The sequence below is a fragment of the Pseudomonas sp. Fl5BN2 genome, from assembly GCF_009908205.1.
Classification (GTDB): Bacteria; Pseudomonadota; Gammaproteobacteria; order Pseudomonadales; family Pseudomonadaceae; genus Aquipseudomonas.
Genome location: NZ_JAAARL010000009.1, coordinates 231,772 through 249,702 on the forward strand (window position 1 = coordinate 231,772; position 17,931 = coordinate 249,702).

15 protein-coding genes and 2 pseudogenes are annotated in these 17,931 nt (G+C 62.5%); 7 read left to right on the forward strand and 10 right to left on the reverse strand.

What is annotated here, in order from left to right:
• Positions 1 to 42 precede the first annotated feature (42 nt).
• Positions 43 to 945, reverse strand: a complete 903-nt coding sequence (locus tag GV819_RS15155; protein ID WP_161756858.1) for a LysR family transcriptional regulator — start codon at positions 943 to 945, stop codon at positions 43 to 45.
• 95 nt (positions 946 to 1,040) lie between these two features.
• Here GV819_RS15155 and GV819_RS15160 point away from each other — a divergent pair, with 95 nt between their 5' ends.
• Positions 1,041 to 2,123, forward strand: a complete 1,083-nt coding sequence (locus tag GV819_RS15160; RefSeq protein ID WP_256667498.1) for an SDR family oxidoreductase — start codon at positions 1,041 to 1,043, stop codon at positions 2,121 to 2,123.
• 1 nt (position 2,124) lies between these two features.
• Here the strand turns inward: GV819_RS15160 and GV819_RS15165 are convergent, their stop codons facing one another.
• Complete coding sequence (locus GV819_RS15165; protein ID WP_161756859.1) at positions 2,125 to 2,730, reverse strand: flavin reductase family protein; 606 nt, start codon at positions 2,728 to 2,730, stop codon at positions 2,125 to 2,127.
• Between the two features lie 160 nt (positions 2,731 to 2,890).
• Here GV819_RS15165 and GV819_RS15170 point away from each other — a divergent pair, with 160 nt between their 5' ends.
• Both GV819_RS15170 and GV819_RS15175 read left to right on the forward strand, forming a co-directional pair.
• Positions 2,891 to 3,664: an SDR family oxidoreductase gene (locus tag GV819_RS15170; protein ID WP_161756860.1), complete on the forward strand. Its 774-nt coding sequence runs from the start codon at positions 2,891 to 2,893 to the stop codon at positions 3,662 to 3,664.
• Between the two features lie 110 nt (positions 3,665 to 3,774).
• Positions 3,775 to 4,680: a LysR family transcriptional regulator gene (locus GV819_RS15175; RefSeq protein ID WP_161756861.1), complete on the forward strand. Its 906-nt coding sequence runs from the start codon at positions 3,775 to 3,777 to the stop codon at positions 4,678 to 4,680.
• A 15-nt stretch (positions 4,681 to 4,695) separates the two neighbouring features.
• Here the strand turns inward: GV819_RS15175 and GV819_RS33765 are convergent, their stop codons facing one another.
• From GV819_RS33765 to GV819_RS33780, 4 genes and pseudogenes are all read right to left on the reverse strand, one after another.
• A complete protein-coding gene (locus GV819_RS33765) occupies positions 4,696 to 5,304 on the reverse strand; it encodes a methyl-accepting chemotaxis protein (RefSeq protein WP_434738431.1) in 609 nt (202 codons plus the stop codon).
• Positions 5,287 to 6,012: pseudogene (locus GV819_RS33770) on the reverse strand (PAS domain-containing protein); the annotation flags it as partial. The gene GV819_RS33765 and the pseudogene GV819_RS33770, both read right to left, overlap by 18 nt.
• Before the next feature lie 192 nt (positions 6,013 to 6,204).
• Positions 6,205 to 6,636 carry a methyl-accepting chemotaxis protein gene (locus GV819_RS33775; protein ID WP_434738432.1) on the reverse strand — a complete coding sequence of 144 codons (432 nt, stop codon included), beginning with the start codon at positions 6,634 to 6,636 and terminating at the stop codon, positions 6,205 to 6,207.
• A gap of 114 nt (positions 6,637 to 6,750) precedes the next feature.
• A pseudogene (locus GV819_RS33780) lies at positions 6,751 to 7,521 on the reverse strand (PAS domain-containing protein); the annotation flags it as partial.
• Positions 7,522 to 7,734: 213 nt separating this feature from the next.
• Between GV819_RS33780 and GV819_RS15190 the strand changes: the two are divergent.
• The gene (locus GV819_RS15190; RefSeq protein WP_161756864.1) at positions 7,735 to 8,229 is read left to right on the forward strand and encodes a RidA family protein; all 495 of its coding nucleotides are present in this window, start codon (positions 7,735 to 7,737) and stop codon (positions 8,227 to 8,229) included.
• Between the two features lie 64 nt (positions 8,230 to 8,293).
• Here the strand turns inward: GV819_RS15190 and GV819_RS15195 are convergent, their stop codons facing one another.
• Complete coding sequence (locus GV819_RS15195; RefSeq protein WP_161756865.1) at positions 8,294 to 8,626, reverse strand: DUF2790 domain-containing protein; 333 nt, start codon at positions 8,624 to 8,626, stop codon at positions 8,294 to 8,296.
• A 332-nt stretch (positions 8,627 to 8,958) separates the two neighbouring features.
• Here GV819_RS15195 and GV819_RS15200 point away from each other — a divergent pair, with 332 nt between their 5' ends.
• A complete protein-coding gene (locus tag GV819_RS15200; protein WP_161756866.1) occupies positions 8,959 to 10,287 on the forward strand; it encodes an OprD family porin in 1,329 nt (442 codons plus the stop codon).
• Between the two features lie 177 nt (positions 10,288 to 10,464).
• Positions 10,465 to 10,686, forward strand: a complete 222-nt coding sequence (locus GV819_RS15205; protein ID WP_161756867.1) for a hypothetical protein — start codon at positions 10,465 to 10,467, stop codon at positions 10,684 to 10,686.
• A 275-nt stretch (positions 10,687 to 10,961) separates the two neighbouring features.
• Here the strand turns inward: GV819_RS15205 and GV819_RS15210 are convergent, their stop codons facing one another.
• From GV819_RS15210 to GV819_RS15220, 3 genes are all read right to left on the reverse strand, one after another.
• Positions 10,962 to 14,126, reverse strand: coding sequence for an efflux RND transporter permease subunit (locus GV819_RS15210; protein WP_161756868.1), 3,165 nt, complete (start codon positions 14,124 to 14,126; stop codon positions 10,962 to 10,964).
• 44 nt (positions 14,127 to 14,170) lie between these two features.
• The gene (locus GV819_RS15215) at positions 14,171 to 15,355 is read right to left on the reverse strand and encodes an efflux RND transporter periplasmic adaptor subunit (protein WP_161756869.1); all 1,185 of its coding nucleotides are present in this window, start codon (positions 15,353 to 15,355) and stop codon (positions 14,171 to 14,173) included.
• Between the two features lie 200 nt (positions 15,356 to 15,555).
• Positions 15,556 to 16,806: a TolC family protein gene (locus GV819_RS15220; protein WP_161756870.1), complete on the reverse strand. Its 1,251-nt coding sequence runs from the start codon at positions 16,804 to 16,806 to the stop codon at positions 15,556 to 15,558.
• 387 nt (positions 16,807 to 17,193) lie between these two features.
• Here GV819_RS15220 and GV819_RS15225 point away from each other — a divergent pair, with 387 nt between their 5' ends.
• Entirely contained in the window at positions 17,194 to 17,868 is a 675-nt protein-coding gene (locus GV819_RS15225; protein WP_161756871.1) for a heavy metal response regulator transcription factor, read from the forward strand.
• Positions 17,869 to 17,931: the final 63 nt, after the last annotated feature.

Here is a 17,931-nt window from a genome sequence, read left to right on the forward strand (position 1 = left end):
ACAGACGGAACCGGGCAACTGAGCAGCAGCATTCGGGAGAAACTACAGCCGCACCCGCTGCACCAGAAAATCGATGAACACCCGCACCCGGGACGGCACATGACCGCCCTGCCCCACATAGAGTGCGTAGAAGCTTTCCACCGGGGACTGGTTGAACGCTTCCAGGACCGGCACCAGGCGCCCCGCAGCCAGGTCGTCGACGATGGTGAAGGCCGCCAGTTGTGCCAACCCGACACCGTGCAGCGCCAGGTGGCGCAGCGCTTCGCCGTCGCTGGCCTGCACCCGGCCAAGGGGTTGCACCAGGGTGTGCTGGCCATCGACGCCCAAGCGCCAGCCCGGCAACGCCCGGGCATAGTCGAAGCCGAGCAACGTGTGCCGGGACAGATCGTCCGGGGTCTGCGGCGTACCGCGAGCGGCCAGATAAACCGGGGAGCCGACGATGATGCCGCGGGTTTCCCCTAGCCTGCGGGCAATCAGTTGCGAGTCCAACAGCGGCCCGGTACGAATCGCCACGTCAGTCTGTTCACTCAGGAGGTCCACCAGCGCGTCGCTGTGGACCATGTCCAAAGATACCGCCGGGTACCGTTGAAGGAACTCCGCCACCAAGGGCGCCAGTACATGCAGGCCGAAGGACGCGCTGGTGTTGACCCGCACTCGGCCGATGGGCTCCCGGCCACTGCTGGCCTCGCCTTCCACCTCACGCAAGTCGGCCAGCAGGCGCACGCTGTTCTCGTAGAAGCCCCGGCCCTCGGGGGTCAGTTGCAACTGGCGGGTGGAGCGATTGAGCAAGCGCACGCCCAGGCGCGCTTCGAGGCGGGCCAACAGCTTGCTGACCGAGGAAGGGGTCACGCGCCGCAGCCGCGCAGCCGCCGACAGGCCCCCGCACTCCACCACGTTGACGAAGGTTTCCATCTCGGCAAACCGGTTGGTCTCGCTGCCCGCCATATGAATTCAACTCACAGATGCTGTTCCGGCAGGCAGTCTATTTCACTCATGGGCACGACTCTATGCTGGCGATCCTTTCATTCGAGGTATCTCCCATGAGCGTTTCACTCTCCCCGGCCCGTCACTTGCTGGTCATTGGCGGCTATGGCGTGGTCGGCACCGCAGTGGTCGACCTGATGACCAAGACCCCAGGCTGGCAACTGACCACCGCCGCCCGGCGCAGCCCGCCAGCAAGCCTGCTGGACGGCAGCCCGGCCCCGGCGCACATCCGCGTCGATCTGCTGGATGCCGCCAGCACCCAACAGGCCTTTGCCGATCTGGCCAGCGTCACCGACCTGGTGTTCTGCGCCTACAGTGAGCGTGAAAGCATGGCCGCCAGCGTCGCGCCGAACCTGGCAATGCTCGATCACAGCCTCAAGGCCCTGGGTCAGGCCGGAGCGAAGCTGCAGCAGGTGGTGCTGATCGGCGGCGGCAAATCCTATGGCGAACACCTGGGTCCCTATAAGACCCCGGCCAAGGAAAGCGACCCGCGCTTCATGGGACCGATCTTCTACAACGACCAGGAGGACTTGCTGTGGCGCACAGCCGAGCGTGAAGGTTTTGCCTGGACCGTGCTGCGCCCGGACGGAGTCATGGGGCCCAGCCTCAACTCACCGATGAACATCCTCACCGGTATCGCCAGCTTCGCCGCCATCAGCCAGGCCCTGCGCCTGCCGCTGCGTTTTCCCGGCAGCCTGGAGGCCTGGACGGCCTTGCACCAGGCCACCGATTCCAGGGTGTTGGCCGAAGCGGTGTTGTGGGCCCTGACGACAGCGAATGCCCGGCAACAGGTGTTCAACGTCACCAACGGCGATCATTTTCGCTGGCAGCAGTTGTGGCCGCAGATCGCCGGTTTCTTCGGCCTGGACAGCGCCGCGCCACAGCCGATGAACCTCGGGGTACAGATGGCGGACAAGGCGCCGCTGTGGGCCGCGATTGTCGACGCTCACGACCTGCGTCAAACACCCTTGGAACAGATCGCCGCCTGGCCCTTCGTCGACGGCTGGCTCAACGCCGGCTACGACATGGTGCAGAGCACCATCAAGATCCGCCAGGCCGGCTTTAGCGGCTGCATCGACAGCCACCAGAGCGTCCTCGAGCAGTTGCAGCGCCTGCGCGACTACCGGCTGATTCCCTGATTCAGGACGCGCCGTCCTGGGGTAGCTGGCGACCGTCCACGGCGCCGCCGATGATCAGGAAATGCCCGCCTGCCACATGGTGCAAGGTGCGCAGCGGGTCCTGCCCGTCGAAGTGCCAGCGGCCCTCGCTGAACACCCGGGTATCGGCCTGGGCGGCAATCACTTCGCCGAGGAACAGGTCGTACTGCTGGTGGTTGTGCGGCTCGGGCAGCAGCCGGCATTCCAGCCACGCCACGCAGCCTTCCAGCAATGGTGCTTGAAGCGCCTCGCCGGCAAAGCTGGCAAGACCGTAGGCGGCGAATTTGTCGCGGCCGGCCTGGCTCAGCTCCAGCCCGGAACTGTTGCCCACGCTCTGCACGATATCGGCCTGGGCGGCGCAGGGCACGTTGAGCACGAAGGTGCCCGAAGCCTCCAGCAGTTGCCGGGTCCAGGTGGACTTGTCGAGCACCACGGCGACTTTCGGCGGCAGGAAATCCAGAGGCATGGCCCAGGCGGCGGCCATGATGTTGCGCTGCCCGCCATGGGCGGCGCTGACCAGCACCGTAGGGCCGTGATTGAGCAAACGGTAAGCCTTGTCCAGAGGAACCGGACGACGAAATGCGGGCATGGCTGGCTCCTGAAAAAAATCCGATTGTAGTCCTTCCGAGGCGCCTGAATACGCCTTGATTAGGCGGACTTCCTGGATAAAGCGTCCAGCCGGCAGTGGCTTATCCAGGCCACAGCAGACACTAGACTCATCCCTCCCCTACTGTTGAAGGACTTGCGCCATGGCTGATCATTCCCTGAACAACAAAGTCGTGCTGATTGCCGGAGGGGTGAAAAACCTCGGGGGCCTGATTGCCCGTGACCTCGCCAGCCACGGCGCCAAGGCGGTCGCGGTGCACTACAACAGCAACGCCAGCCAAGCCGATGCCGACAACACCGTGGCAGCACTCAAGGCACTGGGGGTCGATGCCCACGCCTGGCAAGCCGACCTGACTCGCGCTGGCGCCGTAGAGCGTCTGTTCAACGAGGCCAAGGCGCGCTTCGGCAAAATCGACATTGCCATCAACACCGTGGGCAAGGTGCTGAAAAAACCCATCATCGAGATTACCGAAGACGAGTACGACCAGATGTTCGCGGTCAACGCCAAGAGTGCGTTCTTCTTCATCAAGGAAGCAGGCAAGCACCTGGAGGACAACGGCAAGCTGGTGACCCTGGTGACTTCGCTGCTGGGTGCCTTCACGCCGTTTTACGCCGCTTACGGCGGCTCCAAGGCTCCGGTGGAACACTTCACCCGGGCCGCCGCCAAGGAGTTCGGCGCCCGCGGTATCTCGGTGACCGCCGTAGGTCCAGGGCCCATGGACACGCCATTCTTCTACCCCGCCGAAGGCGCCGATGCCGTGGCCTATCACAAGAGCGCCGCGGCCCTTTCACCGTCCAGCAAGACCGGGCTCACTGATATCGAGGACGTGGTGCCCTTCATTCGCCATCTGGTGACCGAGGGTTGGTGGATCACCGGGCAGACCTTACTGATCAACGGCGGCTACACCACCAAGTAATCCTGGAGCCCAAGGGGTAAATTGGCCTGTCGAGCCGCGGTCTGGTTCACCTTGAACCATGCCGCGATCCACTGCCGTCAGGCGTCCCCCAAACCAGGATCGTTCCTACGATGGATAAGCTTGAACAGTATCGCGTGTTCATCCAGGTAGCCGACATGGGCAGCTTCATCAAGGCCGCCCATGTCCTGGAGCTGCCAAGGGCTACCGTCTCCTCCGCCGTGCAGCAACTGGAAACCGGCCTCGGCACCCGGCTGTTGCACCGCACCACCCGGCATGTGCAGTTGACCGCCGACGGCGCCATTCTGCTGGAGCGTGCGCGGCGCCTGCTGGCCGACGCAGCGGAGCTCAACCAGCTGTTCCATCATCGCCAGGTGGATGTCAGCGGACGCTTGAATATCGACGTGCCCAGTCGCATCGCCCGGCGCCTCATCGTCCCGGCCCTGCCCCAGTGGCTGGGACAATATCCCGGCTTGCAACTGGCCCTGGGCGCCAGCGACCGCAGCATCGACCTGGTCCAGGAAGGCATCGACTGCGCGATCCGCGTCGGCAGCCTGGCGGACAGCAGCCTGGTCGCCCGCCCCCTGGGGCAACTGGCGCTGATCAACTGTGCCAGCCCGGCCTACCTCGCCGAACACGGCGAACCCCACAGCGCCCAGGACCTGCAGAATGGCCAATGGATGGTCGGCTACGCCTCGCCGGATACGGGCCGCGAACAGCCCTGGGAATACCTGCTGGAAGGTCGCGAACACCTGCTGGGTTTACCCAGCCGGGTGATCGTCAACAACGTCGAGAACTACATCGCCTGCTGCCGCCAGGGGTTGGGGCTGATCCAGGTACCGCGCTTCGATGTACAGCACCTGCTGGAGCGTGGAGAGTTGCTGCAAGTGCTCCATGAACTGCCGGTGGCACCCATGGATATCTGCGCGCTGTACCCTGACCGCCGCCATCGCTCACGGCGGCTCAACGTGTTCATCGAGTGGTTCGCCGAGCTGATCAAGCCTCACCTTGAGGCTTGATTGCACCCGCGCGTGTCAGACCGCCAGTTGACTGGCGAACTGCCCCACTGCGCCCACGACCTTCTGCGCGCCGTCCTGAATCTCGACAATCACCGTGCCGGCCTCTGCCGCCAGGACCAGGCCTTGTTCGGCCTGCTGCCGTCCTTCGGCCATCAACTCCACCGCAGAACGGGCCATGTCCTGGTTCTGCCGCACCACGCCGACGATCTCGTCGGTGGCGTTGCTGGTGCGCGAAGCCAGTTGCCGGACCTCGTCGGCCACCACGGCGAAACCCCGCCCCTGTTCACCGGCCCGGGCCGCTTCGATAGCGGCATTGAGCGCCAGCAGGTTGGTCTGCTCGGCAATCCCGCTGATGGTCTTGACGATGCTGGCGATCACCAGCGATTGCTCGTTCAAGGCTTCGATACCATCACCGGCCTCCTCCATGCATTTGGCCAGGTCACGCATCACGTCCAGGGTCTCGGTGACCACGGCGGAGCCACGCTGGGCGCTGGTGTCGGTCTGCCGGGAAATGCTGTAGGCAATGTCCGCAGCCTCAGCGACCGAACGTTCCTGGTTCACCTGATCGGTGATCAGCGTGGCGAACTTCACCACTTTGTAGAGCTGGCCGTTGGCGTCCAGCACCGGGTTGTAAGAGGCATCGAGCCACACCACGCGCCCCTGGCTGTCGATACGCTTGAAGCGGTGGGCAACATATTCGCCGCTGTTCAAGCGCCTCCAGAACTCCTGGTACGACGGGCTTTCATACTCCTGGGGTTCGCAAAACAAACGGTGGTTCTGGCCCTGGACCTCATCCAGGCGATAGCCCATGCAGGCCAGGAACCGCGGGTTGGCAGTGAGCACCCGGCCCTGCAGGTCGAACTCGATGACCGCGGTGGAACGCAACAACGCCGCCATCAGGTTTTCATGCTCGCAAGCGCTTTCCACCGAGGCCGTCTGGTCAGTGCAGATCAACGAGTAATGATCGAGCCGCCCGGCGCCATCGCGGATCGGCTGGACGCAGGTGTGCAACCAGGCATCGCGCCCGTCGCCGCGCTGCAGGCGCAGTTGGCCGCTATAGGTTTCGTTGCGGCCCAAGGCCGCCTTGAAGGCGCGATACAGCTCCAGCGCCTGGGGATGACGCGAGACGAGGTGTTCCAGGGAATGCCCACAGAGTTGCTGAGCATCGAGGCCAAGGGTTTGAGTGAAGTTCTGGTTGACCTGGCGGATCGCCCCATCGCCATCCAGTTCGATGCTCAGCACCTGGGTTTGCAGACAGGCCTTGAATTGCTGCAGAGCATTCAGCTCGTCGCTCAAGGTGGCAAGCTGTTGCTTCAAACGTTTGTTGAACATGGATACACCGACAGACTAAGAGTGGATACAGCGATCCCTCTTGCCATCGGCCCCCGGTGACCTTTCTCCAAGCCTTGCCCAGCCTTTCAGAAATTTCTTATGCCCCGCTCAGAAACTTCCTAACTACCTTCGGTGAACCACAGACGCTCCCCTGGAGAATCAGCAGTGCCCCAGCGCCGGGGCACCCGCTACTCAGGACGACAACTGATTGGCGAACTGCCCAACCGCGCTCACCACTTTCTGCGCACCGTCCTGGATCTCGACGATCACCGTGCCGGCTTCCGCCGCCAGGGCCAAGCCTTGTTCGGCTTGCTGCTTGCCTTCGGCCATCAATTCCACGGCTTCGCGGGCCATGTCCTGGTTCTGCCGCACCACCACGACGATTTCCTCGGTGGCCTTGCTGGTGCGTGAGGCCAGTTGCCGGACCTCATCGGCCACCACCGCAAACCCCCGGCCCTGCTCACCGGCCCGGGCCGCCTCGATCGCGGCGTTGAGGGCCAGCAAGTTGGTCTGTTCGGCAATCCCGCTGATGGTCTTGACGATGCTGCCGATCACCTGGGACTGCTCATTCAGAGCGCCGATGCCGTCGCCGGCGTCCTGCATGTGCTTGGCCAGGTCACGCATCACTGCCACCGCCTCGGTGACCACGGTGGTGCCGCGCTGGGCACTGCTGTCGGTCTGCAAGGAAGTGCTGTAGGCAATGTTCGCCGCTTCGGCCACCGCCAGTTCCTGGTTCACCTGCTCGGTGATCACGGTGGCAAACTTGACCACCTTGTAGAGCTTGTTGTTGGCGTCCAGCACCGGGTTGTAGGACGCCTCCAGCCAGACCACACGGCCATGGGCATCGATGCGCTTGAAGCGTTCAGCAATGAACTCCCCGGCATTCAGGCGTTTCCAGAACGCCTGGTAACCCGCGCTGTTGTACTCCTCCGGCTCACAGAACATCCGGTGATGCTTGCCCTTGATCTGCGCCAGGCTGTAGCCCATGCCCGACAGGAACCGCGCATTGGCATTCAGCACGTTGCCATTGAGGTCGAACTCGATCACCGCCGTGGAGCGCACCAGGGCGCCGATCAGGTTCTCGTGCTCCCGGGAGGCCTCGATGGTACGCGTCAGGTCGCTGGAGAAAATCGCGAAGGACTTGATCTGCCCCTCGGAATCACGAATCGGCTGGGAGATCGAACGCAGCCAAGCTTCCTCACCATTGCCGCGCAGCAGTCGCACCGCTCCGGCAAAGTGCTCGCCCCGGGTCAGGGTCGCCTTGAAGCGCTGATGAAATTCGTCGTGCTTGACGTGGGCCGGGACAATATCCTCCAGGGCCCGGCCCACCAGATCGCCGCTCTTGTAGAGCATTTCCTGGGCGAAATTGTGATTGACCGATTGAATCCGTCCATCGGCGCTCAAATTGATCACGAGCATCTCGCTTTCAAGACTTTCCTTCACTTGCTGAAGGCTCGAAAGTTCTTCACGAAGAGTCGACAGCTCTTGCTTCAAGCGTTTATTGAACATGGGGATGCACCGGGGACTGAAAAAATAGTCTGCTTTGGGCCTAACATCGGCCCTGAAAGAGTTTTCTTAATAGTCATTAGGACTTGTCTGACAAAAATAATTCAACGGCATGCAAAGCCCCTCGATACGGGGCTTTCGCCGAGGATTTACCGCCCCCATGGAGCGCGTATAGTCAGCTTCGGGAAAATCAACGCTGATCGACGGAGTTGGACCATGGATGCATCACGCAAGGCACTTTTCCAACAGGCAGCGGCGCGGGTCGGGCACAGTTTCGAGGGCGAGATGCGCATTGGCGGCAACTATGTACCGGCGGTGCGCAACGGTGATGAGGTGTATGTCAGCGGACAGATCCCGCGCATCGACAATACGCTGGTGGTGGTGGGCCGGGTCGGTGCCGAAACGTCCCTGGAGCAGGGCCGCCACGGGGCGCAGATATGTACGTTGCGAGCCTTGGCGATCCTTCAGCAAATGCTTGGCGACCTGCAGCGGATCAAACGGATTCTGCGGATTAACGTCTATGTCCAGAGTGCCGCGGACTTCACCCAGCAGAGCGAGGTGGCCGACGGTGCCTCGGAAGTCCTGTATTCGATTTTCGCCGAAGCCGGCGTGCACACCAGGACCTCGGTAGGGGTCTATCAGTTGCCGAAAAATGCCTCAGTGGAAGTCGACATGATTGTCGCCCTGCACCCCGAACCGACGCACGACTGACCGCCAGCGTGCTGGCCGGGCCGACCACTCCGGGCCCGGCACCCGCACTCCGGCAGCCCATGGATCAGCTGCCGTTGTTACGGCACTGGCCCATGACCTGGTACTCGATGGTCTTGAGCTGGCCGGCGGAGTCCTCATAGGTCATGCGCGACGGCACCACTGTGCAGGCCTTGATCGGCGCGGTCACGTTGACCACCTTGGCGATATCCAGCTTCATGCCATACCGGTAGTTCTGCACCACTGGGGCCGATTTGCCCTGGTTGGCCGCATAGAGCTCCATGGCCTTCTGGTTTTCCACCATGGCCCGGGCAAAGGTGCGATCACCACCACCTTCGGCCAAGGCCAGGGAAGAGAGGGACAGCAACAGCGCAGCGATACTCAGGTTGAATGACTTCATGACAGTTTCCTCGTCCAGTTGACCCCAGCGAGGATAAACAGCCAACCCTGTCAGGATGATCGCAGGCACATTACTTATCTGTAAGGCAGGTTCCAGGTGCCCGGCAGCCAGCGACAAGAGGCCCGCCCCATCGAGGTTTCAGGCTCTCTGGCCGAGGCTTGGCACGAGGCTTTCTTGCACAATTGTAATCACCGGGTCACCCCGCCGTTATCTGCTGTTTGCAACTATCGACAGCGACTTTCAAGGCGCTTCAACGCCTGTTGGTCGACCCCATAAGAACGCCTCTGGCGATACAAAAGTTGATAGCTGCCAACACTCAGGAGCGACCCCCAATGCGTATCAATCCCCCCTTGTCCCTGTCCGTGCTCGCTGCGGTGCTGGGACTCAGTCCTGTGGCGGCAGTGGCCGCCGAGGAACGGCCCGAAGGCTTTGTCGAAGGCAGCCGCCTCGACTTGCTGCTGCGCAACTTCTACTTCAACCGTGACGACCGCAAGGGCCAATCCAGCCCTACCGGCAACGGCTACTCCGAAGCCTGGGCCCAAGGCCTGATCGGCAAGTTCGAATCCGGCTTCACCCAGGGCACTGTCGGTTTCGGCATCGACGCCTTCGCCATGTACGGCCTCAAGCTGGACTCCGGCAAGGGCCGCAGCGGCGGTGGCGGTTCCTTCGGCATGCTGGCGCTCAACCACGACAACGAGCCCGCCGACGGCTACGGCAAGGCCGGGGGCGCGGTGAAACTGCGGGCGCTGGATACCGTGGTCAAGGTCGGCGATGTATTCCCCAAGACCCCGGTGGTGCACTACGGCGACTCGCGCCTGCTGCCGGAAAGCTTTCGCGGAGTGACCCTGCAGAACACCAGCATCGACGGCCTTGACCTGCAGGGCGGACGCCTGCATGCCATGAGCCAACCCGACAGCAGCGGCATGCGCGACGGCTTCGCGACGTTCTACGCGGGCAAGGTGGACTCGCCCTGGATCGGCTACTTCGGCGGCGACTACCGGCTCAACCCCAACCTCGGTTTCAGCCTCTACAGCAGCCGCCTGAAAGACGCCTGGGATCAGTACTACTTCGGCGCCACGGGCAACTACCCAGTGTCCGACGACCTGACGCTGTTCAGCGGCTTCAACTATTACAAGGCCGTGGATGAAGGCAAGAAACTCCTCGGCGAATTCGACAACAACATCTGGAGCGCCAAAGTCGGCGCTACCTACGGCGCCCATACCCTGGCCCTGTCGCACCAGCGCAACAACGGCAACGATGATTTCGACTACTTGCGCCAGTCGGACTCGATTTTCCTCGACAACTCGATCCAGTACAGCGATTTCAACTCGCCCAAGGAACGCTCGTGGATGGTCCGCTACGACCTCGACATGCAGCCCTTCGGCATTCCCGGACTGTCCTTCATGACCCGCTACGCGCGCGGCAGCGGCGCCGACTACAGCCACGCCAACTCGGTGTACATGCGCCGCGATGCGGCAGGTGATCCGTTGACCGACCAACGTCGTTGGGAACGGGACATCGAGGCCAAGTATGTGGTCCAGGGCGGCACTCTCAAGGACCTGTCCCTGCGCATCCGCCAGGCAACCATCCGCTCCAGCCAGTTCGAGTCCGACCTGGAAGAGTTCCGGCTGATTGTCGAGTACCCGCTGGCGCTGCTCTGACCTCTCTGGCCGGGCAGGTTGAGGCCTGTCCGGCGTTAAAACTTCTTCACAGACTCATGGCTTTCAGAACTGTAATATCAGCCTCACCTTCTCGTTAGGTTGGCCTCCATATACTCCCGGACACACTTGGACTTGCCGTACTTTCCCACGGCCGGACAGCGTGTCAGGAGAGCGTCCATGCACCCAACCCAACTGTTGTTGATCGGCCTTCTGGCCACTACCAGCTCCGCTGTCTGGGCTGCTGATGGCAGCGAACGCCCACAGCAGGTCCGCGAAGCCTTCCTGGCCAGCCAGGAGCAGATTCACGGCGAAGCCAACCAGGAAACTGCCACCACCGGTGGCACCGGCAATAGCCCCCCCGATGCTTCAACGCCGCCGGCGGCCGAAGAAGATATTTGACGGCAATTGCCTGCAGAGCACATTCATCTCTGAAGCGTTTTTTTTGATGCTCCTTTGGAAAGAGATGAATTTTTAGCGTCCCGTTTGGGGCGCTTTTTTTTGCCTGCGATTTGTCCTCGGCATCCAACCTTGGGGCAGCGGCTACACCGGTCGATCGCAACGATGCAGGTGCGACACGGCTACAGGTTCGGCCCCAGGATTGGGAAGTACGCCAGGGAAATAAAAACCCCGCCCCTGGGTCACAGGGGCGGGGTTGGGTGATGCCAGGCAAGCGGTCAGTTGCTCAGCATGTCCTGCAACTCCCGCTCCTCCTCCTTGCGATGCGCCCAGTAATACAGCGCAGGCAAGACCAGCAGGGTCAAGGCGGTAGAGGAGATAATGCCGCCGATCACCACGGTGGCCAGCGGCCGCTGCACTTCGGCACCGGTACCGGTGGCCAGGGCCATGGGGATGAAGCCGAGGGAGGCAACCAGCGCGGTCATCAGCACCGGCCGCAACCGGGTCAGTGCCCCTTCGTTGACCGCCACCGCAAGCGTTCGCCCTTCCTCACGCAGGTTGCGGATGAAAGCGATCATCACCAGGCCATTGAGCACGGCCACCCCGGACAGGGCGATAAAACCCACCCCCGCCGAGATCGACAGCGGGATATCCCGCAGCCACAACGCCATGATCCCGCCCGTCAGGGCGAAGGGAATCCCGGTGAACACCAGCAGCCCATCCTTGAGGTTGTTGAACATCATGAACAGCAAGCCGAACACCAACAGCAGCGCCACCGGCACCACGATTTCCAGGCGCTTGGAGGCCTCCTGCAACTGCTCGAACTGCCCCCCCCAGGTGATCCAATAACCTGTGGGGATCGTCACCTTGTCGCCGATGGCTACAGTGGCCTCCTCGACAAACGACCCCATGTCTCGCCCTCGCACGTTGGCGCTGACAATCACCAGACGCTTGCCATTCTCACGGCTGACCTGGGCCGGGCCGAGCACCAGATCGACATTGGCCACTTCCGACAAGGCAATGAACCCCAGTTGGCCATTGCTGCTGCCGGCGCTCGCGGCCACCGGAATCAGCAAGCGCGAAAGCCCGTCGATGTCGGTGCGCATCGGGTCGGACATGCGCACCAGCATGTCGAAGCGCCGGTCGCCTTCATACAGGATGCCGGCCTTGCGGCCACCGACCGCAATCGCCACTGCGTCCTGCACATCACCCACGTTGAGGCCAAAACGCGCGGCCTTGTCACGATCAACACTCACCGTCAGCACCGGCAAACCGGAGGTCTGCTGCACCTTCACCTCGGCGGCGCCCTCCAGCTTCTGCAAGGTCTGCGAGATTTCCTCGGCGGTCTTGTTCAATACGTCCATATCGTCGCCGAAGACCTTCACCGCGACGTCACTGCGCACCCCGGAAATCAGCTCGTTGAAGCGCAGCTGGATCGGCTGCGACAGCTCATAGACGTTACCCGGCTGGCTGTTACTGACCCGCTCGATATCGGCAATGATTGCCTCGCGCGACTTGCGCGGGTCCGGCCACTGGTCCTTGGGCTTGAGCATCAGGTAGGCGTCGGAGATGTTCGGCGGCATCACATCGGAAGCGATCTCGGCGGTGCCGGTACGGGCGAACACGCGCTCGATTTCCGGTACCTGGGCCACCAGGGCTTTCTCCAGGGCTTTCTGCATTTCCACCGATTGCGTGAGACTGGCATCCGGCACGCGCATCGCCTGCTGGGCGAAGTCACCTTCACTCAGGCTAGGGATAAACTCGCTGCCCATGCGGCTGGCCACCAGGCCCGACAACAGCACCGTGAGGAACGCCAGGCCGAAGGCCAGGGAGCGATGGTTCATGACCCAGTTGAGCACCGGTTCGTAACCACGCCGAGCGTTGCGCATGACGAAGTTTTCCTCCTCCTTGACCTTGCCGGTGACAAACAACGCAATCGCCGCTGGCACAAAGGTCACCGAGAGAATCATCGCCCCCAGCAAGGCGATCACCACAGTGAAGGCCATCGGGTGGAACATCTTCCCGGCCACCCCGGACAGGGCAAAGATCGGCAGGTACACCACCATGATGATCAGCTGTCCGTAGATCAGCGCGCGCCGGGCTTCCTTGGCCGCGGCAAAGACTTCATGCAGGCGTTCGGAGCGGGTCAGCAAACGCCCATGATGTTTCTGCGCATGGGCCAGGCGGCGAATGGCGTTCTCGACGATCACCACCGCGCCATCGACGATGATCCCGAAGTCCAGGGCTCCCAGGCTCATCAGGTTGGCACTGACCTTGTTGGTGAACATCCCGGTAAAGGTGAACAGCATCGCTAGCGGGATCACCATCGCGGTGATCAGCGCCGCACGGATATTACCCAGGAACAGGAACAGAATGGCGATGACCAGCAACGCGCCTTCGAGCAGGTTTTTCTTCACCGTGGCCACGGCCTTGTCCACCAGGTTGGTGCGGTCGTACACGGTCACCGCCGTCACGCCCTTGGGCAGCGAACGGTTGATCTCGGCCAGCTTGGCGCCGACTACCTGCGACACGGTGCGGCTGTTTTCACCCACCAGCATGAACACCGTACCGAGCACCACTTCGCGGCCGTTTTCGGTGGCCGCACCGGTACGCAACTCACGACCAATGTCCACGGTCGCCACGTTGCTGACGCGAATCGGCGTGCCGTCCACAGTGTTGATCACGATGTTGGCGATGTCTTCGATGGACTTGACCTGGCCCGGCGCGCGGATCAGCAACTGCTGGCCGTTGCGCTCGATGTAGCCGGCACCGACGTTGGCGTTGTTGCGCTCCAGCGCGGTCATCAGGTCGCTCAGGCTCAGGTTGTAGGCCGCCAGGCGCTTGGGGTCCGGGGCGATCTGATAGACCTTGGCGAAACCGCCGATGGTGTTGATCTCGGCCACACCCGGCACGTTGCGCAGCTGCGGGGCGATCACCCAGTCCTGGATCACCCGCAGGTCGGTCGGCGTGTAGGGCGTGCCATCCTCCTTGAGCGCCCCCTCCTCGGCCTCCACGGTCCAGAAGAAGATCTCGCCCAAGCCGGTGGAGATCGGGCCCATGCTCGCCTCCACACCCTCGGGCAGTTTCTCGCGGGCCACTTGCAGGCGTTCGTTGACCAACTGGCGGGCGAAGTACAGGTCGGTGCCCTCCTTGAAGATCACCGTGACCTGGGACAGGCCCGAACGCGAGGTCGACCGCGTCTGCTCCAGACCCGGCAGACCGGCCATCGCCACCTCCACCGGGTAGGTAATGCGCTGCTCGGTTTCCAAAGGCGAGTAGCCGGGCATGGAGGTGTTGACCTGGACCTGGACGTTGGTGATGTCCGGTACCGCGTCGATGGGCAGTTTCTGGTAGCTGGCGATGCCCACCCCGGCCATCAGCAGCACTGCCAGCAGCACGATCAGGCGCTGCTCGATAGCGAATTGAATGATGCGTTCAAACATGGGAAGTCACTCTGTATGTGTAGCCGCTCGGGGGGTGCTGCGAATCAATGGCCGTGTTCAGCCGAGCCTTTGCCCAGTTCGGACTTGAGGATGAAGCTGCCAGTGGAGGCCACCTGTACTCCAGCATCCAGCCCCTGCTTGATTTCGACGAAGCCGCCTTCGCTGCCGCCCAGCACCACCGGCGTAGCCTGGAAACCTTCGGCGTTGCGCACGAATACCGAGGGTTTATCTTCTACGGTCTGAATCGCGCTTTGCGGCACGACCACACCCGCCTCATAGCTGTCGGTTGCCACCTGTACCGAGACAAACAACCCCGGCCGCCAGGCATCGTCAGGATTAGGCACCGTGACCCGCACCGTGGCGGTGCGGGTCTGTTCGCCCAGCAGGCTGCCGACATAGGCGACCCGGCCCTGCACCTGAGTGCCCAGCTCTGTGGAATGGACGGTGACGGGCTTGCCGACCTGGACCTTGTTCAAGTCCTTGGGAAATACCCCGAACGTGACCCAGACCTGGGACAGGTCGGACAGGGTGAAGGCCGCGCTGGTTTCACTGACCACCTCGCCGACGCTCAAGTGTTTTTCCACCACCACGCCGTCGAACGGCGCGCGCATTTCGTAGCGATTGCCGCCCACCAGTTGCGCGCTGCCACTCAGGGCGTTCATTTTCTGCCGAGCGTTGTTGAGGGCGATTTCCGCCTCTTGCAGGGTCTGGCGCGCCAGCAGGTAATCCTGCTCGGCGGAGATCTGATCGACCCACAACTGGCGTTCGCGCGCAAAGGTGGTACGGGCCAGTTCGACCCTGCGGCCGGCGCCCGCCAATTCGCTGCGCAGGTCAGAGATCTGCTGGCTGGCGATGACCGCTAGCAAGTCCCCCTTCTTCACGCTCTGGCCGAGGTTGGCCTTGACCGACTCCACCACCCCGGCGGCCCGCGGCACGATATGGGAAGTACGGTCCTCGTCGAAACGAATCTCCCCCGGCAGGCTGAGCAGGCGATTGATCCCGCGCGGACCGGCCACGACCAGTTCGATGCCGGCGCTGTTGATCTGTTCGGCGCTGAGTTCCAAGTGACCTTCCGGCTCCTCCTCAGCATGCCCGGCCGGCTCATTCGCAGCAGGGGCCTGGAGGCTGACAGGTTGCGGATTGGCCAACAGGTCCGGCAGCAGCAAGGCTGCCAGCCCCAGGCCGGCCACCGCCGTGATCGCCACAACAAGGCTGCGTTTTTTGTCCATGGGTGCTCCTGAAAGAATCGAGGGACGGCGGCGCCAGGCGCAGCCTTACGAGGTCGATGGAAAGAAAAATTCGCCGAGGGCCCGGTGCCATTCGTGAATGCACCAGTGCCGGGGTAGCTCATCGGTGGTTGCCGCAGGCATCGCGCTGCAGTCGCTGAGCAGCAACGCGGCGAGGCATGCCAGCCGCAACCCGCGGGATTTCACCAACCGCTGAGGTCGCCATAGATGCGTTCGATCCGCACCCAGGCATCGGTGGTTTGCGCCACGGCGGCAAGGTACTGGCTGCGAGCACCGATCAACGTGCGCTGCGCGTCCAGGACTTCGAGGAAACTGAACTTGCCCATCTCGAAGCCGCGGGTGGCGCTGTCCACCGCGCTCTGGGCGGCGGGCAGAATGGTCTGGTTGAAGGACTGCACTTCGCCCTTTGCCGTGCTCCATTGCGCCAGCGCCTGGCGGGTTTCAGTGCGCAGACGCAGCTCGGTGGCGTTACGCAGGTCGCGGGCCTGATCGGCACGCCGAGCGGCGGAGAGCACATTGCCCTGGTTGCGGTTGAACAGCGGCAACGGCATCGACAGCCCCACCAGGTTCACCCGTTCACGAACCGTGGCGTCGTACTGGCTGCCGATGCTGACGTCGAGGTCGGGGATGCGCTGGGCTTTTTCCAGGCCCAGGGACGCCTCGCGCTGGACGATTTCCTGCTCCGCCAGGCGCAGTTCCGCAGTCTCCTGCAAACGACTCAGCAACTGCGCCGAAGCTGGCAGCGGGGCCACCGTCAACGGCTGTTCCTGCACCGCGCCAAAATCCGTGGTGGCAGTGCCTGTAACCCTGGCCAGCTGCCGATAGGCGTTGTCCTGCTCCATCTGCCCACGGTTGAGTTCCAGGCGAATCTCCGCCAGTTGTACCTGGGCCCGAGTGGCTTCCACCGGCGAGGCCTTGCCGGCATTGACCCGGCCCTGGGCCACGCTGAGGCCACGCTCGGCCAGGGCCAGGGAACGTCCGGCCAGTTGCGTGCGCTCCTGGGCCCGCAAGGCGGCGTAATACACCTCCAGGACATCGGCACGCAGTTGATTGCGTCGACGTTCCAGCTCCAGGTCCGCCAATTTCTGAGCGCGACTGGCCACCTCCACCCGGGCCCCGCGCTTGCCCCCCAGCTCCAGCGCCTGGCTGAGCTTGATCGAGGTGGTGCGCGAATCCCTCCGGGTGTCTTCGGCATCCACCGACAGCACCGGATTGGGTATCAGCCCCGCCTGCTGGCGCGCGCCCTGGGCAATCTCGATCTCCCAGCGTGCAGCGGCCAGTTCAGGGTTGTTGGCAAAGGCCTTGGCCAGGGCGCTGTCGAGGCTCAACGCGGGTTGTTCAGCGGCGCTCACAGACTGCGCGGCAAAAGCCAGTAGCAGCACCGCAGAGCAGAAACGCACAGCCTGGGCGGGTGTTCTCGGGAAGTTCGACATGACAGGTTCCGGCCCCTACAGAGGCAAAGTGGCTGCGGAACGGCAGCGGAACATATCGTCAGGTATTCAAAAGAGTATTTAGCCGATATGAAACTGCAACATTCCGCCCATTGAAAGAGAGCGTTTCAAGATCGGCCAACTTTAACTTTCACTCCTTATCAGCAGGGTGGCGCAAATATTACAAATCCGTTAGCCAAGGCTCTGGATCAAGGTTTTGTATTAATATCCGGCCACTCCAAGATATCCGCGCTGATACTTTCAAAGTGCTGCAGCCTAACTTTCCAGCATTTGAAACTGCACATGGGCAGGTGTTCTTCCAGCTCATTAATCCAGTTCTTATTCGCGACTTTCTTGCACTGCCTCTTATCTGCCGAGAACCTCATCAGCATGCGTATCCTGGTTATTGAAGACGAACTCAAAACTGCCGACTACCTGCATCAGGGACTGACTGAAAGTGGCTATGTGGTGGATTGCGCCAACACCGGTGCGGACGGCCTGCACCTGACCCGCCAGCACGCGTATGACCTGGTGATTCTCGACGTCAACCTGCCATACATCGACGGTTGGGGAGTGTTGTGCCAGATCCGCGAGGACAGCAACACCCGGGTCATGATGCTCACCGCCCAGGGGCGGCTGGCGGACAAGATCAGGGGCCTGGACCTGGGTGCCGATGATTACCTGGTCAAGCCGTTCGAGTTTCCCGAGTTGCTGGCCCGGGTCCGTACCTTGATGCGCCGCAGCCAACAGGCACCGGTACCGGATGTGCTGCGGGTTGCCGACCTGGAGCTGGACCAGGGCCGGCATCGGGCCTTTCGCGGCAAACAGCGCATCGACCTGACCACCAAGGAGTTCGCCTTGCTGCACCTGCTGATGCGCCAGAGCGGCGTGGTGCTGTCCCGGACCCAGATCATCTCCTTTGTCTGGGACATGAATTTCGACTGCGACACCAATGTGGTGGAAGTCTCGATCCGCCGCTTGCGGGCGAAGATCGACGATCCTTTCGACACCAAGTTGATCCACACCTTGCGCGGCGTGGGTTACGTACTCGAAGAGCGCGACTGAGCCGGCAACAACCTATTCGCGGTTGCAGGAGCCTGCACCGGCACCCATCAAGAAAGTAACCCG

What these genes read in the sequence shown, in the direction of transcription:
- GV819_RS15155 (WP_161756858.1), bottom strand. Translation starts at nt 945, where the DNA reads ATGGCGGGCAGCGAGACCAACCGGTTTGCCGAGATGGAAACCTTCGTC.
- GV819_RS15160 (WP_256667498.1), top strand. Translation starts at nt 1,041, where the DNA reads ATGAGCGTTTCACTCTCCCCGGCCCGTCACTTGCTGGTCATTGGCGGC.
- GV819_RS15165 (WP_161756859.1), bottom strand. Translation starts at nt 2,730, where the DNA reads ATGCCCGCATTTCGTCGTCCGGTTCCTCTGGACAAGGCTTACCGTTTG.
- GV819_RS15170 (WP_161756860.1), top strand. Translation starts at nt 2,891, where the DNA reads ATGGCTGATCATTCCCTGAACAACAAAGTCGTGCTGATTGCCGGAGGG.
- GV819_RS15175 (WP_161756861.1), top strand. Translation starts at nt 3,775, where the DNA reads ATGGATAAGCTTGAACAGTATCGCGTGTTCATCCAGGTAGCCGACATG.
- GV819_RS33775 (WP_434738432.1), bottom strand. Translation starts at nt 6,636, where the DNA reads ATGCGTGACCTGGCCAAGCACATGCAGGACGCCGGCGACGGCATCGGC.
- GV819_RS15190 (WP_161756864.1), top strand. Translation starts at nt 7,735, where the DNA reads ATGGATGCATCACGCAAGGCACTTTTCCAACAGGCAGCGGCGCGGGTC.
- GV819_RS15195 (WP_161756865.1), bottom strand. Translation starts at nt 8,626, where the DNA reads ATGAAGTCATTCAACCTGAGTATCGCTGCGCTGTTGCTGTCCCTCTCT.
- GV819_RS15200 (WP_161756866.1), top strand. Translation starts at nt 8,959, where the DNA reads ATGCGTATCAATCCCCCCTTGTCCCTGTCCGTGCTCGCTGCGGTGCTG.
- GV819_RS15205 (WP_161756867.1), top strand. Translation starts at nt 10,465, where the DNA reads ATGCACCCAACCCAACTGTTGTTGATCGGCCTTCTGGCCACTACCAGC.
- GV819_RS15210 (WP_161756868.1), bottom strand. Translation starts at nt 14,126, where the DNA reads ATGTTTGAACGCATCATTCAATTCGCTATCGAGCAGCGCCTGATCGTG.
- GV819_RS15215 (WP_161756869.1), bottom strand. Translation starts at nt 15,355, where the DNA reads ATGGACAAAAAACGCAGCCTTGTTGTGGCGATCACGGCGGTGGCCGGC.
- GV819_RS15220 (WP_161756870.1), bottom strand. Translation starts at nt 16,806, where the DNA reads ATGTCGAACTTCCCGAGAACACCCGCCCAGGCTGTGCGTTTCTGCTCT.
- GV819_RS15225 (WP_161756871.1), top strand. Translation starts at nt 17,194, where the DNA reads ATGCGTATCCTGGTTATTGAAGACGAACTCAAAACTGCCGACTACCTG.